Raw genomic sequence first — 15,705 nt, 5'->3', positions numbered from 1 at the left:
GTTTTGACCAGGCTTGTTGCCACAAGTATCCGCTTAGACGCTGATTCGTATCCACGGATCGGCTGAATCTTGGAAAGTTGGAAGCAGAATTGGCTAATCTGTAGACAGAACCGAAATAATGACTCAGATCACAGGAGGTCGCGTGGACGAAGTGGATCGGTCGATCCTCGCCCAGCTCACCGAGGACGCCCGACGCTCGGTCACGACAATCGCCGAGAACGTGCACATCTCCCGCGCCCATGCATACAACCGCATCGCGAAGCTCCAGGAGCAAGGGATTATCACGAAGTACACGGCGCTCGTGGATCCGCTCAAGGCGGGACTCCGGTCAAGCGCCTACGTGACCCTCAAGGTGCGCCAGCACTCGTGGCGCGAGCTCCGGGAGCAGCTCAAAGCAATCCCCGAGGTGCACCACATTGCCCTTGTGGGCGGCGACTTCGACGTCATCCTGCTCGTACGTGCTGTCGACAACACAGATCTCCGCCGCGTCGTCTTCGACCAGCTCCAGAACATGCCGGGCGTCCTCGACACGCAGACGTTCCTGGTGTTCGAGGACCTCGACACGAGATAGGAGGGGGATAGGACTAGCACCAACTGGCCCCTGGCCGGCTCACCCTAGCCATGCTGACGCCGCGACGATTGCCCCCACTGCGGCGAGTATTCCAACTGGGGCGCGCTTTCCCACTGGGGCGGGGCGTGCTCCCACTGGGGCGGGGCGTGTTCTCGGCGCTGGGGATGCGGGTCGGAGCCGGGGAGTTTGGGTGGTGGTGAGTAGTATTCGTGGCCGGTCGGGGTGACGGTGAGGATGTCGCCCCGGGTCCCCTCGGGCCTGGTGCCGTCGGGGGCTTCGCACCCGACGACGTGCCGTTCCCAGCCGGGGGATTCCTTGGCGTGGTTGCACGCCTCGCACAGGCCCTGCCCGTTCTCCACGCTCGTCTCCCCGCCGGAGGCGACCGGGACCACGTGGTCGATGTGCCGGATCGGGGCCTCGCAGTACGGTGTCCGGCAGGCCTGGTCCCGGGTCTGGATGAATTCGGCCAGGGCCCTCGGGAAGCGGCGCAGCCGGGAGTCCATCGCCGCGAGCTCCCCCGTGCCGGGATCGAGGTAGAGACGCCGCAGCCACACCCCCGCCAACGACGCAGCACCCCCAGACCGGCCGCCACCGGCGCTTGAGGGGGGATCGCATCCCCGGGCGGTTCCGGTAGCGGTGGCGGCGACCATGGCGCGGGCGTGCCCGGCGGGGATCCTCCCGTAGCCCTGGAGCAGGGCCGGCTCCCGGCCGGCGCCGAAGAGGGAGGAGTCGGTCATGACCAGGCCCACCCGCAGCGGCACCGCGTCGGCGTGCTCCTGCCCGGTCACCCGCTCGACCAGGGTGTCCGCCGCGACCTGCCCCGCCGTCCTCGCGTCCCCGGCGGCCCTGGCCGCCGCGCCTGCCGCCCGCAGGGCCCCGGCGACGGCGGCGGCCTGGGCGACGGGGAGGATCGCGGTGAGCTGCGCCATCGCGTCCGGCAGGCGCCTGACTGTGACCCTTCGCCCCTCCTCGGCCTTGCGCACCCGCGCCAAGGCCGCCGAGTCGGAGCTTGTCAAGTCTTCTGTGTAAGGGGCGGGGTCATAGGTAGGGGTTGATGCGGTCGGGGTAGGCGAGGGCGAGCTGGGCGAGGGCCTGCTTCCAGTTGGTGGTGACCTGGCCTTCGACGAGGCGTCCGTCGGCGTGGCGCTTGTCGGAGGGGACGTTCTGGTCGCGTTCGCGCTGGCGGTCGCGGGCGCGCTTGTCCTCGATGTTGCAGATGGCGAGCCAGAGGAGCTTGACGACGGCGTCGTCGTTGGGGAAGTGGCCGCGGTTCTTGATGATCTTGCGCAGCTGATAGTTCAGGGACTCGATGGAGTTGGTGGTGTAGATGACGCGGCGCAGCATGGGCGGGAAGGCCAGGAACGGGGTGAAGCGCTCCCAGGCGTCGGCGAAGACGCGGACGGTGTTGGGGTTCCTCTTGCCGAGCTCGCTCGCGGCGAAGGCGTCCAGGGCGGCTCTGGCGGTGGGGGCGTCGGGGGCCTGGTAGACGGTCTTCAGGGCGGCGGCGACGGCCTTGCGGTGGCCGTAGTTCACGAAGCGCATGGCGGCGCGGATCAGGTGCACGACGCAGGTCTGGACCATCGAGCCCGGCCAGGTGGCCTCGATCGCCTCGGGCAGGCCGGTGAGGCCGTCGCAGCAGACGACCAGGACGTCGGCGACGCCGCGGTTGGCCAGCTCGGCGCAGACCCCGGCCCAGAACTTGGCGCCCTCGGCGGCCTGGACCCAGATCCCGAGTACGTGCTTGATGCCCTCCAGGTCCACGCCGACGGCGATGTGGGCGGCCTTGTTGCGCACGTGGGCCCCGTCGCGGACCTTGACGACCAGGGCGTCCAGGTAGACCACCGGGTAGAAGGCCTCCAGGGGGCGCCGCTGCCAGGCCAGGACCTCCTCGAGGATCTCGTCGGTGATCTTGGAGATGGTCTCGTGCGAGAGCTCGGTGCCGATGGTGGAGGCGAGATGGTGCTGGATGTCCCGGATCGTCATCCCGCCGGCGTAGAGGGAGATGATCATCTCGTCCAGGCCCCCGAGACGCCGGGATCCCTTCGGGACCAGGCGCGGGGCGAAGGTCCCGTCCCGGTCGCGCGGCACCTCCAGGCCCACATCCCCGACCTCGGTGGCGACCGTCTTCGGGCTCGTGCCGTTGCGCGAGTTCGGGAACGACGCTGCCTCCGGGTCGCCCTTCTCGTAGCCCAGATGGGAGCTCATCTCCGCCTGCAGGCCGCGCTCGAGGGCCGCCTTGAGAAGCCCGGGCAGCAGGCCCCCGTCGCCGGTGAGCTGGACCTCGCCCGAGTCGATCCTGGCGAAGAGAGCGTCCAGGGCCCCGGAGGCCTCCAGGTCCGCGGCGACCTCGGCCGTCGAGCGGCGCCGGCCCTGCTCCTCGTCCTCTGTCATGGTCATGATCCTGATCCCTTCAGATCCGGCCGTCACCCCTTACACAGAAGATCTGACACCTCCCCGAGTCGTCGACTGCGTCGACCGCGGCGCGCACCGCGTCCTGGACCCCCCGGTCGCCCAGGCCCTCCAGCCGGCGCGGGTGCCCGGCCAGGGCCTCGTCCACGACGGCACGGGCATCCGGGGAAAGGACCTCGACCCCCTCCGCGACCCACACCGCACGGTCCTCGCTCAGCTGCCCCGCCGACAAGGCCCCCAGCGTGCACGGCAGGTCGGCCACCAGCCGCCTCGACGCGGCCAGCAGCCTGGCCCCCCGGGCCGGGGAGACCCTCCGGGCCAGGGCGATCTGCGCCGACGCCGAACGCTCCCCCACCCTCGCCGCGGCCCGCCCCGTCCGGGACTCCAGGGCCGCCGCGCGGGGGTCCATCCCCGCCTCGCACAGGAGCGCGAACTCCACCTGCACCCTGGCCTGCTCCGCCGCCGCGGCCGCCTTGAGCTGCTCCAGCGCATCCAGCCGGTCGATCAGCCCCGGCCCATCCAGACCCCCCAACAGGCCCGGGAGCCCCAGCCGGGCAAGGAACGACACGACCTCCGCATTCGACGGCCCACCCACCGGACGGGCCACCAGAGCACCCAGCGCGCCCCGCCAATCCTCCACAGGAGCGGGGACGGAGGCATCGGCGCCCGCCGAATCACCTCCACGAAGCCACTCCCCCAAACCGACCATGGACTCAGTTTATCGAAGATGAGTTCGAAAGACAAACGATCAACCAAATAAATCTTCGAACGTGCCTATTCTCAGGCAGCGACCGCAGCTACCGGTCTTCGAAGGCGCACCCGCTAGTGATGGAAGGCCGGCGCATGGCCCGGATCCGGGAACGGCCCGTCCGCCGAGTCAAGGAACTCGACCGCGTTGCGCAGGTCCTCGAGGAAGCTCGCCGCGAGATCCCGCGTGAAGCCGTTGCGCACCACGATCCGCTGCACGGTGAGATCCTCGAGCCCCGCCGGCATGGGGTAGGCCGGAACCAGCCACCCTTCCATGCGAAGGCGGTCGGAAAGGTGGTGCAGATTCCACTTGTCCGTGTGACCTTCGCGCAGCCTCCAAGCGAAAACTGGGATATCGGAACCGTCATTCCAGAGCTCGAAGGGCTCCATGGCCCCGATCTCCCGCGCCAAGTACTCGGCGACGTCGCGGCACGATGCATGCACAGCGCGATAGCCCTCGACCCCGAGGCGCAGGAACAGGTAGTACTGCAGGAGCACCTGTGCGCCTGGGCGGGAGAAGTTCAGGGCAAAGGTGGGCATATCGCCGCCGAGGTAGCTCACGTGGAACACGAGATCCTCGGGCAAGGCCTTGGTCTCCCGCCACACAACCCATCCGAGCCCCGGGTACACGAGGCCGTACTTGTGGCCGGACGTGTTGATCGAGGCGACGCGGGGCAGGCGGAAGTCCCACACGAGGTCGGGCTGGAGGAACGGCGCGACCATCGCCCCAGAAGCACCGTCGACGTGGATCGGAATGTCGAGCCCCGTCGCAGCCTGGATCGCGTCGAGCGCCTCAGAGATCTTCTCGACGGGCTCGTACATCCCCGTGTACGTCACGCCCATGATCGCGACGACGCCGATCGTGTTCTCATCGACGTAGTCCTCGAGGCCGTGCCCGTCGAGCACACGGTGCTCCTCCGAGATCGGCACGTACCGCGCCTCGACCTCGAAGTAGTTGCAGAACTTCTCCCAGCACACCTGCACGGCCGAGCTCATGATGAGGTTGGGGCGTTCGGCAGGCTTTCCGGCGGAGCGGCGGGCGTGCTGCCAGCGCCGCTTGAGCGCGAGTCCGGCGAGCATGCAGGCCTCGGACGAGCCGATCGTCGAGGTACCGATAGACCGCTCGGGATCGGGGGCGTTCCACAGGTCGGCGAGCATCCGCCAGCAGCGGTGCTCGATCTCGGCCGTCTTGGGGTACTCGTCGCGGTCGATCATGTTCTTGTCGACCGTGTCGGCATACAGCTTCCCGGCTTCCGGCTCCATCCACGTTCCAACGAACGTCGCGAGGTTGAGCCGGGCATTGCCGTCGAGCATCGCGTCGTCGTGCACGATCTGATAGGCGGTCGAAGGCAACGATTCGCTCTCAGGAATCGAGAAGCGGGGGAAGACGGTCGCCTCGCCAGGTCGGCTGAACAGCGGATTCAGCTCGACATTGGCGGACGACTCATGGGCGTGGGACGTTCTACGAGGAGCGGTCACGCGCCCAGCCTATGAGACGGGCTACTTCCCCGAGAAGACTGGCTTCCGCTTCTCTTGGAACGCCTTGAAGCCCTCGCGATAGTCCTCCGAGTCGCACAGCGCGGCCTGCGCCTTGTTCTCGGCGTCCATCGATTCCCAGAGTCCCAAGCGGCGGTCGCGGATCTGGGCCACGAGCTCCTTCGAGGCGACAAACGCCCCGGTCGCGCCGCGCGCCACACGGCTCGCGGTCTCCCGCGTCCGCTCGAGGAGTTCCTCGGCCGGGAAAGCTCGGCTGAACAGCCCCGACCTCACGGCCTCGGCGCCGCTCATGAGGTCCCCCGTATAGATGAGGTCGAGGGTCCGATGCAGGCCGAGCCGCTCGGTGAAGTACCAGTGGCCCCCCGAGTCCAGGGTGGCCCCGAGGTTGGCGAACGGCGAGCCGATCTTCGCGTTCTCGGCGACGTAGACGACGTCGGTCGCAAGCAGGAGCCCGAGGCCCACCCCGAGCGTCGCACCCTGAGCCGCGGCGAACGTGGGTGCGGGGATCGCTGCCATCTTCTGCATGAGCGGGGTCACGAGCCCGCCGAGGTACCCGAGCACGTCGTCGTCCGCAGGGTCGACGCCGGAGATGTCCCGGCCCGCGCAGAAGGCGCGCCCCACGCCGCGCAGAAGCAGAGCCCGCACCTCGCCGCGGGAGGCGGCGGCAGCGGCGTCGTCGTACGCGTGGGAGAGTTCGGCGAGCGCCTCGGGGTCGACGGCGTTGAGCTTTCCGGGTGCGTCGAGGACGACTTCGGCGACGCCGTCGGCGATGGTGAGCGAGATCAAGGGTGCTCCTCAGCTGTTGGGATCAGGCGTCGAAGTCCACGGACACGGCGTCGGACGTCGGGCGGGACTGGCAGGTCAGCACGTACCCGCGCTCGAGCTCGTCGGGTTCGAGGGCGTAGTTCTCCGCCATGTCGACCGTGCCCTTGACGAGCTTGGCACGGCACGTGCCGCACACTCCCCCGGCGCAGGCGAACGGGACATCCGGGCGCACGCGCAGCGCCGCGTTGAGGATCGTCTCGTTGGCGGCGGCCGGGCTCTTGACGACGCCGGACAGGCCATCGAGGCGGAACTCGATGTCGAAGTTCTTGCCCGACTCGTCCTCGACGATCGGCCGCCCGATGTTGCCCTCGAGGTTGGTCGGCGTGCCAGTGGTGAAGAGCTCGAAGCGCACCTTCTCCGGCTCGACGCCGCGCGCTGAGAGGGTGTCCCGCACGAGCTGGACGAGTTCGAACGGCCCGCAGAGGAACCACTCGTCGACATCGTCCGCATGGACCACCGTGTTGAGCAGGGTGGTGAGCTTCTCTGCGTCGACCCGTCCCGAGAGCAGCGGCGAGATGCGCTGCTCGCGCGAGAGCACATGGTGCAGCGCGAAGCGCGCCGGGTACCTGTCCTTGAGGTCGGCGAGTTCCTCGACGAACATGACGTCCATCGCGGCCTTGTTCGCGTAGATGAGATCGAAGCGCACGTTCTCATCGGCGGCAAGCACGGTCTTCGCGATCGCGATGACCGGCGTGATCCCCGAGCCCGCCGCCACCGCGACGAACGTGTGCTCGCGCTCGGTGTCGATGCTCGTCGGGTCGTTGAGGCCCGTCATCTTGTGCTTCGAGATGAACGCACCGGCCGGGCTCATGACGTCGAGCGTGTCGCCCGGCGCGAGCTGTTCATTGGCCCAGGTCGAGAACAGGCCGCCGAGGTCCTTCTTGATCGCGACCCGGATCTCGCTGCTGCCGTCCTCGAAGCGCTGGGGAACGGCGCAGATCGAGTAGCTCCGGCGGACCTCCTGATCCAGAACCCGCGCCCGGAGCGCAACGTACTGGCCCGGAATGTAGTCGTACTCGTCGGCGAGCGCTGGCGGGACGGCGAACGTCACCTCGATCGCGTCGTTCGTGAGACGCCGGACCTCGCTCACCTCGAGCGGGTGGAAGGATGCACGACGACGGCCGGTCGCCTCGGCGCCCTCGGTCAGCTGGTCGGTCATGGGAAACACCTCGAAGTCATTTACAGCACCTTGAAGTAGTCGAAGGGTTCTCGGCAGTCCTGGCACACGTACAGCGCCTTGCAGGACGTCGAGCCGAAGCGGGAGAGCTCGCGGGTGTTGAGGGAGTGGCAGCGCGGGCATTTGACCGCTAGGCCTAGCTTGATACGACCCATGTGGGCCTTTCCTGTCGGTGGCGCGATGCCGTACTCCGCGAGCTTCGCCTTGCCCTCGTCGGTCATCCAGTCGGTGGTCCACGCGGGCGAGAGAACGAGGTCGACGGAGACCTTCTCGTAGCCTGCGTCGCGGAAGACGCGCTGCAGGTCGTCGCGGATCGCGTCCATCGCCGGGCAGCCCGAGTAGGTCGGGGTGATGGTGAGGTGCACGGCTCCGTCCGGCTCGAGGCGTCCGTCTCGGAGGATCCCGAGGTCCCGGATGCTCAGCACCGGAATCTCGGGGTCGTTGACGGTCGCCGCGAGGGCGACGACGTCGTCGTCAGTCCTGATCACCGTCAGCTCCTCTACCAGGTCGCGCCCGGGTGCTTGCGGGCGAGCACCTGCATCTCGGCAAGAAGGTATCCAAGGTGCTCGGTGTGCTCGCCGCGGCGTCCTCCGCCCCGCGCGCGGGGAACCGCGGGCAAGGTCAGCGTGGCCTCGTCAACCACGGTGGCGATCTCGGCGTCGAACTCTGCGCGGAGCGTCGACGGGCGAACGCCCGCATCTCCGACCCGCTCGATCAGCTCGTCGTCGTCGAACAGCTCGTCCACGTAGGGCCACATGAGTTCCAGGGCATCCTGCATGCGGCGATGTGATTCGTCGGTGCCGTCGCCGAGGCGGAGCGTCCACTGGATCGCGTGATCGCGGTGGTAGTCGACCTCCTTGAGCGCCTTCGCCGCGATCGCGGCGATCGTGCTGTCGGTCGATTCCACGAGCCGCGAGTAGAGGAGGCGCTGATAGACGGCGACGACGAGCTGCCTCGCGATCGTCACCCCGAAGTCTCCGTTGGGCTGCTCGAAGATCCACGCGGAGCGGAACTCTTCCTCCTCGCGCCAGTAGGCGAGGTCGTCCTCCGTCTTGCCCCACGCGTGGCCTGCGTAGGTGAGGAACGAGCGGGCGTGGCCGAGGACGTCGAGGGCGATATTGCCCAGCGCAATGTCCTCCTCGATCTCCGGGCCGCGCGAGATCCAGTGGCCCAGCCGCTGGGCGAGGACGAGCGCGTCATCGCCCAGACGGAGCGCGTACTCGGCGACGTCTTCGCCCGGCGCGTCCGGGCGGAGCGCGATGTCCTCGGGGCGCAGCGCGTTGCCGGGGGTGACGCGAGTGGCCGACGCCGCGGCGTCGCCGAAGCTGTCGAGGGAGTGATCCTGGTGGGTGCTCAAAGGTGCTTCACACCCTCGCTCTTCGTGTAGTACGTCGCGTGGCGGTAGTCCTTGCCCTGCGGCGACTCGAAGAACGCGCCCTTCGCGTCAGGATCCGACGCCGCGATCGCGTCCGAGGGGACCACCCAGATCGAGACGCCCTCGTTGCGGCGCGTGTACAGGTCGCGTGCGTTGCGGAGCGCCATCTCGGCGTCGGGCGCGTGCAGCGAGCCGGCGTGGACGTGCGAGAGGCCGCGGCTCGAGCGGACGAAGACCTCCCAGAGGGGCCAAATGTTTGTCTGGTCGCTCATCAGGCGGCCCCTGCCTTCCGCTTGTCTGCTGTCTTCTGGGCGTAGGCCCGAGCCGCCTCGCGCACCCACGCTCCGTTCTCGTGCGCCTCGCGGCGACGGGCCAGTCGCTGCGCGTTGCACGGTCCGCGGCCGGCGATGACGTCCTTGAACTCCTGCCAGTCGAGCTCCATGTGGATCCACTTGCCCGTCTCCTCGTCGAAGCGGAGCTCCGGGTCGGGGAGGGTGAGCCCGAGGACCTTGACCTGCTCGGCGATCATCCCGACGAAGCGCTGGCGCAGCTCGTCGTTGGAGAACCGCTTGATGTTCCAGGCCATGGACTGCTTCGAGTTGGGCGAATCGTCGTCCGGCGGCCCGAACATCATGAGCGCCGGCGCGTAGAAGCGGTCGACGGCGTCCTGCGCCATCTTCTTCTGCGCGGGAGTGCCGTGGGAGAGTTCGAGGAGGATCTCGAAGCCCTGCCGCTGGTGGAACGACTCCTCCTTGCAGATGCGCACCATCGCGCGCCCGTAGGGGCCGAAGCTCGCCCGGCACAGCGGCACCTGGTTTGCGATGGCGGCGCCGTCGACGAGCCAGCCGATCGCACCCATATCCGCCCAGCTGCGAGCCGGATAGTTGAAGATCGACGAGTACTTCGCCTTGCCGTCCAGCAGCTGCTGGTTCAGGACGTCCCGCGGCGTGCCGAGCGTCTCTGCGGCCGAGTAGAGGTAGAGACCGTGGCCCGCCTCGTCCTGGACCTTGGCCATGAGGATGGACTTGCGCTTGAGGCTCGGGGCGCGCGTGATCCAGTTGGCCTCCGGCTGCATGCCGATGATCTCGGAGTGCGCGTGCTGAGAGATCTGCCGTGTGAGCGTCTTGCGGTACGCCTCCGGCATCCAGTCCTTGGGCTCGATGCGGGAGTCGTCAGCGATGATGCGGTCAAAATATGCCTGGCCAGCGCGGTCCTCCTCGGACAGGGAAGTCTCCCCACTCGCGGGCACGGGCTGCAGGGGCGCAGCTGCCATAGCTCCTCCTCAAATAATTACCGACCGTTCGTTCAGAATATGTGGACCGGCGGACAGGCGTCAAGCCGTACGTGCTGCCTACGGAGGCAATCAGCACGCCGCAGTCCGTGCTCTTCTTCGCTGCTACCTTCGGGCGAATGGACCCCCGTCGCCGGCGAAAGACCACGCCCGCTTGGCTGCGTTTCGCCTCCCACGCCCTCGCGGCCCTCCTCGTGGTCTCGCTCGTTCAGGCGTTCCTCGTGAAGCTGTATCGCGTACCGTCCGCGTCCATGGAGCCGACGCTCAGCGGCAGCCCGCGCGGGGGCGACTGGATCCTCGCCGACCGCCTCTCCACGCGCCTCGGAAAGGCCCCTCAGGTGGGCGACGTCGTCGTCGTGGTCCGGCCCGCGGGATGGGCCGGAGAGAAGACGGACGACGGCAGGGCGCTCCCCGCCGGCGGCGGCCTTCCCTCCGGCGGGGGCCTTCCCGGCGCGGTCGGCGATGTCGCGCGCGCCTTCGGCGATCTCACGGGCATCGGGCCTTCGAGCCGCAGCTACCTCGTCAAGCGGATCGTCGCGCAGGGTGGGCAGACAATCGCCTGCTGCGATGCCGCCGGTCGGCTCGAACGGGACGGCGTTGGCGTCGACGAGCCGTATGTCACGCTCGATCTCCCGTTCGTGCCCGGCCGGCTCGACTGCACGACGACGCCGCGCTCCGCCCGCTGTTTCCGCCCTTTCAAGGTGCCACCCGGCGAACTCGTGCTCCTCGGCGACCATCGCTCGGCGTCCGCCGACTCGTCGCTCGCCTGCCGGGTCCCGTCCCCACCGGATCCCTGCATGCGGACCGTCCCCGCCTCGGCAATGGTCGGGCGGGTGGCCCTTCGCGTCTGGCCCATTTGGCGGGCTGGGGTGCTAGCGTGAAGCGATGAGCGACGGAACTCCTTTCCGCATCCTCACCGTCTGCACCGGGAACATCTGCCGGTCCCCTCTGGCCGAGCGGCTCCTTCAGTCCGGCCTCGATGAGGCCGCGCCGGGCGCTTTCGCCGTCACGAGCGCTGGCGTTCGAGCGCTTGCCGGGCAGCCGGCCCATCCGAGATCAGTGGCGATCGCTGCCCAGCTCGGCTCGAGCCTCGACACGTTCGAGGCCCGGCAGCTCGCCCAGCAGCATGTCGCCGAGGCGGATCTCGTGCTGATCATGGCCGAGGAACACCGGGGCCCTCTCCTTGCGCTGTCCCCCTCGGCCCTCAAGCGCACGTTCACGTTGCGCGAGTTCGCACGCCTCGTCGAGATCCTGCCCGGCCCCTCGACCAGGGAGACGGTGCAGGATGCATGGCGGCGGTACGTGGCCGACGGCGACAGGATCCGCCATCAGGTGCGCCTCGACGAGCCCGGCCTCAACGACGTTGCCGACCCCTTCGGGCTCGACGCCTCGGCCTACGATCGGATGGCCGAGGAGCTCGTCCCGCCCGTCAGCACCCTGATCCGAGCGGCTCTCCCCCGTCGGCGTCGCCGCGCGTTCCCCGGCGAAAGCCGGGCCGCGCTGCGGGAAGCGGAACGCCGTCAGCTCGCCGAGCGCCTGCCTCTGAACGCTGGAACGGGCTCAGGGGCAGAGGAGCCCTGACCTCCGCTGGAGCGACCTTTGCGGCGTTCGGGCTTGCTGGTGTAGGTGCCGTAGTAGCCGTAACCGTACGTGTCCGGGCCCTTGGGCGGGACACAGTTGAGGATGACCCCGAGGACTCGCCCCCGCACGCGGCCTAGGTTCCCGAGCGCCCGCTGGAGGCTGTCCGTCGTCGTCTTCCGCGCCCGCGCGACCACGAGGGTCCCGTCCGCCGCCCGGGAGAGTACCGCGGCGTCGGTGACAGGCAGGAGAGGCGGCGTGTCGATGAGCACAACAGCCCGTTGGGACAGCTCCTCGAGGAGATGCTGCATCGCGCGCGAGCCGAGGAGTTCTGACGGGTTCGGGGGGATTCGCCCCGCGGCGAGGATCTTGAGCTGAGGCATGGGGCCCCACTCCTGAAGCACCTCGTCGATGCTCGCGCGGCCGGTCAGGACGTCGGTCATGCCGGCATCCCCGATCACGCCGAAGACCTTGTGAGCCGTAGGCCGGCGAAGGTCGGCGTCGACGACGATGACCTCCTCGCCCGCCGCCGCGATCGTTGCCGCGAGGTTGCCGATGACCGTGGACTTGCCCTCGGACGGCAGCGAACTGGTGACGAGGAGGACCCGCGGTGGGTTGTCGACGTCGATGAAGTGCAGGTTCGTACGCAGTTCCCGGAGCGCCTCGCCCATCGCGTGCCCCGCGCCGGTCCCATGGATGTCGAGGACGCGCGTCTCGCCGACGAGGCGCTTGTCCCGCGGGAGCGTTCCGACGACGGGCACGTGGAAGCGCCGCTCGACCTCGGCAGCAGCCCGGATGCGCCGGTCGAGGACGTTGCGCACGAGCGCGTAGACGAGGCCAAGCACGAGGCCGCCCGCTGCCCCAGCCCCTAGCGCGAGCCGGAGGTTCGGCGAAACGGGTGCCGTTGGCACCGTGGCCTTCGCGAGCGGGACGACCTTCGTGGCCGGCTCGGAGCCCGTGCTCGACATCGACTTCTCGATCTCGTAGACCTGAGCCGCAAGCGCCGAGACCCACGCATCCGCGACCTCCTTGGCCTGGACGGGGTCAGAAGAGGTAGCGATCACCTGGAGCTCGGACGAGTCGACCGGGACTGTGACCTTGACTGTGCCTGCGATCGCCTGGGCCGAGGTGCTGATGCCCAGCTCCTTGACGACTCGCTCGGCGACGAGGAGCGAGTCGGCGAGCGAGCGGTAGCTCTTCGCCTTCGACTTCGAGAGGTTGTCTCCGGCGAGGGAGAGGTTGAGGTTCTCCGATCCGCCGGTCACGACCATCCCGTTCGACTGCGCCTCGTAGACGCGGGGCTGCACGAGGTACCAGCCGAAGGCGCCGGCCGTCGCGACGGCAACGAAGAGCAGGATCCCGAGCCAATACCTGCGGGCCACCGCGAGGTAGTCCGCGAGGGTCATGCCCCGCCCATCCGCGGCGCTGTCGTCTTGGAATGAATTTTGCACAAGGTTCATCTAAACCCGGGCCTGTCTCAGCTCCGTGTGAGCACCCCGTAGTCCCCTAGGAGCTCGACCGCGTCCGAGAGCGCCTCCTCGTAGCCGGCAGGCAGTCCCACTTCCGGGGCAATTCTCGTTGGGAGGTCTTCGAACCGGGCCGGCGAGCGCAGGGCGCGCCAGAGGGCCGGGGCGATGCCGCCGAGCCGCAGGACCCGCTGCCCGACCATGACGAGCAACTCCGTCCCTCCCCCGCCCGGGACTGTGACCTCGACGGCGTCGACGACGTCGCCCCGATTCAGGCGGCCGGTCGGCAGGTCGCCGTCGTCCGCTTGGGGGCTGGGGACGACGGCGGGAGCCCACCCGCCTGAGACGGCCGGACGAGCGAGGAGGCTCGGGATGAGGGCCGCGAGCTCCTCCGCCTCGCCGTAGACCGCGCTCACGGCGCCGCCGCACGAGTCGAGGAGCCGGCAAAGCCGCTGGAGTGGGTGGCGCAGCTTTCCGAGAGACGACGTGTGCGGCGCGAGGCCCACGATCGCTTCGGCATGGCTGAGCGGCCGCACTTCCGCAGGCCGGCGCACTTCCGCAGGCCGGCGCACTTCCGCAGGCCGTCCGGCCCGGGCCGGTGCGCGCTCACGTTCCAGCAGGACGAGGGCGCCGAGGCTCCCCTGAGCGGGGGTGTCGCCCAGCCCTAGCGCATCGGGGCCAAGCTGCCGTTTCGGGGCGGGCGGCTCGTCGACGATGACCGAGAGCGGCTTCGGGTACGGGACGACGGCGCCGGACAGTTCGACGCCGACCGTCTCGTCGCTCACATAGCCCAGACCGCGGGCGAGCACCCGCGTCGCCGTCGTCTTCCCGATTCCGGACGGCCCCACGAGCGCGGCGGTGCGGCCCGTGCCCGGATCCGAAAGGCCCGAGGCATGCAGCATGAGCAGCTGGCCACTGCGCTGCTCGATCGCAGCCAAGGTCAGGGCGCTCGTGAGGTCCGCGGCGAAGCCCTCGAAGGTAGCACCCGAGACGGGCACGACGGCGGGTCCCGCCAGGATCCGCGCGCGGAAGGTTCGGGGACTGCCGCCTTGCACCGCGCTGTTTCGAAGCACGCTGTTTCGAAGCGCGCTGTTTCGAAGCGCGCTGTTTTGAACCGCGCTGTCGTAGCTCGCCTGTTCCTCCCCCTCCTCGAGGCACCTCGACCAGGCCCGCCGCAGCTCGTCCCGCTCATCCGCACTCACGCCTGAGTCGAAGACAACCGAGAGGGCCGCGCCCAGGATCCGGAGCCTCACCGGGCCGCCTCCGGTTCCACGGTTTCGGCGGGCACCGCTTCCACGAGCCCCTGCTCCGCGAGCTGGCCGAGGAAGGCGGCGAGCTGTGCCTCGAGATCGGGTGGCGCCTCCGTCCCATACTCGTCACGCAGTTCGGCGAGTATGTCCCCGTCGGTGCGGACTCCGTCAACGAGGGACCAGATGACCATCGCCGAACCCTTCAGGACGATGGGTCGGTTCGCGCGGAGATTGAGCAGCGCGACTGATTCGCCCCCGTCACCGAGGACCTCGGCAACCAAGCCACTTCTGCGCCAGATCGGCATCATTTCCCTTCCGTCAAAGCCCTCGAAAGGCCCCCAGACAGCCCTCAGGGGCAGACTGATCTCGTCCGCCGCCCAGCCACGAAAAGTGAGGCATCATGACCGCCCCCTCCCCGGCGACCCGTTCGAGAAGGAAGAGGAAGCGGACGGCCGCGTTCGTCTTGCTGGGTGCGCTGCTCGTCGTCGTGCTCGCGGCGGTGGCCGCAATCATCTACCTCGGGAGCCTCTCCCAGAGCTTCGACACCAACACCAAGAAGCTTCCGAACGCGTTCCCCCAAGAATCATCCCGCCCCGCGGAGCCACATCCGGGGCCAGACGGCAAGAGGCCCGTGAACATCCTGCTCGTCGGCTCCGACAGCCGAGGGGCGACCAGCGCGACCGCGGAGTCCGGGGCGCCATCGAATCAGCGCTCGGACACCATGATGCTCGTCCATATCCCGGAGGACCGGCAGCAGGTCTACGTCATCTCGATCATGCGAGACCTGTGGGTCCCCATTCCGGACCACGGCTCGGCCAAGATCAACGCGGCACTCGCCTTCGGCGGGGTCCCGCTCATGGTCCAGACCGTCGAGGCCTTGCTCGGGCAGCGCCTGGACCACGTCGCCTTCGTGGACTTCGAGGGGTTCAAGGGCCTCACCGACGCCGTCGGCGGGGTCACCGTCGACGTCCAGAAGGCCTTCACCGCGAGCCAGACCTCGGACATCCACTTCAACGCCGGCCCCCAGACGATGAACGGGGAACAGGCGCTCGCGTTCGTCCGCGAGCGCTACGCCTTCGCCGATGGGGACTACCAGCGCGTGCGCGACCAGCAGGCCTTCATGAAGGCCCTCGTGTCCAAGATCGCGACTCCCCAGACCCTCGCGAATCCGGTCACTCTCGCGAACGCGGTCAACGGCTTCTCCCCGTACCTCACGGTCGATTCGGGCCTCACCGCCTCGGCCGTCGCATCGCTCGGACTCGAACTCGTCAACGTGCGCCCCAAGGACATCGCCACGTTCACGCTTCCGACGGGCGGGACGGGCTGGTCGACCGACGGGCAGTCGATCGTGATCCTGAACCAGGCCGCGACGACCGGTCTTGCGGATGCCATGGCCCAAGGGACGGTCCCGAAATACGTTGTCGCCAACAATCTGGCGAACGGGAAGTAAGGAACGGAACTAAGTGGTGGCGATCCAAAAATCAGTGGTACGCCAGCCGTCTCTCAGTGGTGAACGGTA

Annotated in this window: 17 protein-coding genes; 4 read left to right on the top strand and 13 right to left on the bottom strand. The window is 68.7% G+C overall.

The window, feature by feature from the left end; all coding sequences use genetic code 11:
- Nucleotides 1-118: 118 nt before the first annotated feature.
- Nucleotides 119-571, top strand: coding sequence for an Lrp/AsnC family transcriptional regulator (locus L0M17_RS04005; protein WP_241051456.1), 453 nt, complete (start codon nucleotides 119-121; stop codon nucleotides 569-571).
- Between the two features lie 44 nt (nucleotides 572-615).
- Here the strand turns inward: L0M17_RS04005 and L0M17_RS04000 are convergent, their stop codons facing one another.
- The 10 genes from L0M17_RS04000 to paaA all read right to left on the bottom strand — a co-directional run bounded on the left by L0M17_RS04000 (nucleotide 616) and on the right by paaA (nucleotide 9,874).
- The gene (locus tag L0M17_RS04000; protein ID WP_241051454.1) at nucleotides 616-1,587 is read right to left on the bottom strand and encodes an HNH endonuclease; all 972 of its coding nucleotides are present in this window, start codon (nucleotides 1,585-1,587) and stop codon (nucleotides 616-618) included.
- A gap of 22 nt (nucleotides 1,588-1,609) precedes the next feature.
- Nucleotides 1,610-2,968, bottom strand: coding sequence for an IS256 family transposase (locus L0M17_RS03995; protein ID WP_372497987.1), 1,359 nt, complete (start codon nucleotides 2,966-2,968; stop codon nucleotides 1,610-1,612).
- Nucleotides 2,969-2,981: 13 nt separating this feature from the next.
- The gene (locus L0M17_RS03990) at nucleotides 2,982-3,689 is read right to left on the bottom strand and encodes a 13E12 repeat family protein (protein ID WP_241051452.1); all 708 of its coding nucleotides are present in this window, start codon (nucleotides 3,687-3,689) and stop codon (nucleotides 2,982-2,984) included.
- Nucleotides 3,690-3,802: 113 nt separating this feature from the next.
- The gene (gene gad, locus L0M17_RS03985; protein ID WP_241051451.1) at nucleotides 3,803-5,206 is read right to left on the bottom strand and encodes a glutamate decarboxylase; all 1,404 of its coding nucleotides are present in this window, start codon (nucleotides 5,204-5,206) and stop codon (nucleotides 3,803-3,805) included.
- Between the two features lie 21 nt (nucleotides 5,207-5,227).
- Nucleotides 5,228-6,010, bottom strand: coding sequence for an enoyl-CoA hydratase/isomerase family protein (locus L0M17_RS03980; RefSeq protein ID WP_241051450.1), 783 nt, complete (start codon nucleotides 6,008-6,010; stop codon nucleotides 5,228-5,230).
- 22 nt (nucleotides 6,011-6,032) lie between these two features.
- On the bottom strand, nucleotides 6,033-7,208 hold the full coding sequence (gene paaE, locus L0M17_RS03975) for a 1,2-phenylacetyl-CoA epoxidase subunit PaaE (protein WP_241051448.1): 1,176 nt from the start codon (nucleotides 7,206-7,208) through the stop codon (nucleotides 6,033-6,035).
- Between the two features lie 20 nt (nucleotides 7,209-7,228).
- A complete protein-coding gene (gene paaD / locus L0M17_RS03970; protein WP_241051446.1) occupies nucleotides 7,229-7,714 on the bottom strand; it encodes a 1,2-phenylacetyl-CoA epoxidase subunit PaaD in 486 nt (161 codons plus the stop codon).
- Between the two features lie 11 nt (nucleotides 7,715-7,725).
- Nucleotides 7,726-8,583 carry a 1,2-phenylacetyl-CoA epoxidase subunit PaaC gene (gene paaC / locus L0M17_RS03965; protein WP_241051444.1) on the bottom strand — a complete coding sequence of 286 codons (858 nt, stop codon included), beginning with the start codon at nucleotides 8,581-8,583 and terminating at the stop codon, nucleotides 7,726-7,728.
- On the bottom strand, nucleotides 8,580-8,873 hold the full coding sequence (paaB, locus tag L0M17_RS03960) for a 1,2-phenylacetyl-CoA epoxidase subunit PaaB (RefSeq protein ID WP_241051442.1): 294 nt from the start codon (nucleotides 8,871-8,873) through the stop codon (nucleotides 8,580-8,582). Before paaB ends, paaC begins: the two co-directional genes overlap by 4 nt.
- Nucleotides 8,873-9,874, bottom strand: coding sequence for a 1,2-phenylacetyl-CoA epoxidase subunit PaaA (gene paaA / locus L0M17_RS03955; RefSeq protein WP_241051440.1), 1,002 nt, complete (start codon nucleotides 9,872-9,874; stop codon nucleotides 8,873-8,875). The genes paaB and paaA overlap by 1 nt, the downstream gene beginning before the upstream one ends.
- Before the next feature lie 137 nt (nucleotides 9,875-10,011).
- On the opposite strand from paaA, the gene L0M17_RS03950 reads away from it, so the two are divergent.
- Nucleotides 10,012-10,773 (top strand): S26 family signal peptidase, encoded by a 762-nt coding sequence (locus L0M17_RS03950; protein WP_241051438.1) that lies wholly within the window; start codon nucleotides 10,012-10,014, stop codon nucleotides 10,771-10,773.
- A gap of 4 nt (nucleotides 10,774-10,777) precedes the next feature.
- The gene (locus L0M17_RS03945; RefSeq protein ID WP_241051435.1) at nucleotides 10,778-11,473 is read left to right on the top strand and encodes an arsenate reductase/protein-tyrosine-phosphatase family protein; all 696 of its coding nucleotides are present in this window, start codon (nucleotides 10,778-10,780) and stop codon (nucleotides 11,471-11,473) included.
- Here the strand turns inward: L0M17_RS03945 and L0M17_RS03940 are convergent.
- From L0M17_RS03940 to L0M17_RS03930, 3 genes are all read right to left on the bottom strand, one after another.
- A complete protein-coding gene (locus L0M17_RS03940) occupies nucleotides 11,413-12,876 on the bottom strand; it encodes a tyrosine-protein kinase domain-containing protein (RefSeq protein ID WP_241051433.1) in 1,464 nt (487 codons plus the stop codon). The two genes, L0M17_RS03945 and L0M17_RS03940, sit on opposite strands and share 61 nt — an antisense overlap.
- Nucleotides 12,877-12,947: 71 nt before the next feature.
- Nucleotides 12,948-14,189, bottom strand: coding sequence for a hypothetical protein (locus L0M17_RS03935; RefSeq protein ID WP_241051431.1), 1,242 nt, complete (start codon nucleotides 14,187-14,189; stop codon nucleotides 12,948-12,950).
- Nucleotides 14,186-14,494, bottom strand: a complete 309-nt coding sequence (locus tag L0M17_RS03930; RefSeq protein ID WP_241051430.1) for a PqqD family protein — start codon at nucleotides 14,492-14,494, stop codon at nucleotides 14,186-14,188. Before L0M17_RS03930 ends, L0M17_RS03935 begins: the two co-directional genes overlap by 4 nt.
- A gap of 92 nt (nucleotides 14,495-14,586) precedes the next feature.
- Here L0M17_RS03930 and L0M17_RS03925 point away from each other — a divergent pair, with 92 nt between their 5' ends.
- Nucleotides 14,587-15,636, top strand: coding sequence for an LCP family protein (locus L0M17_RS03925; RefSeq protein WP_241051429.1), 1,050 nt, complete (start codon nucleotides 14,587-14,589; stop codon nucleotides 15,634-15,636).
- Nucleotides 15,637-15,705: the final 69 nt, after the last annotated feature.

Origin of the sequence: Sinomonas terrae, from assembly GCF_022539255.1 — a bacterium.
Classification (GTDB): domain Bacteria; phylum Actinomycetota; class Actinomycetes; order Actinomycetales; family Micrococcaceae; genus Sinomonas; species Sinomonas terrae.
The sequence above is the reverse complement of the archived record's forward strand: the minus strand, read 5'-3'. Positions and strand labels throughout refer to the sequence as shown.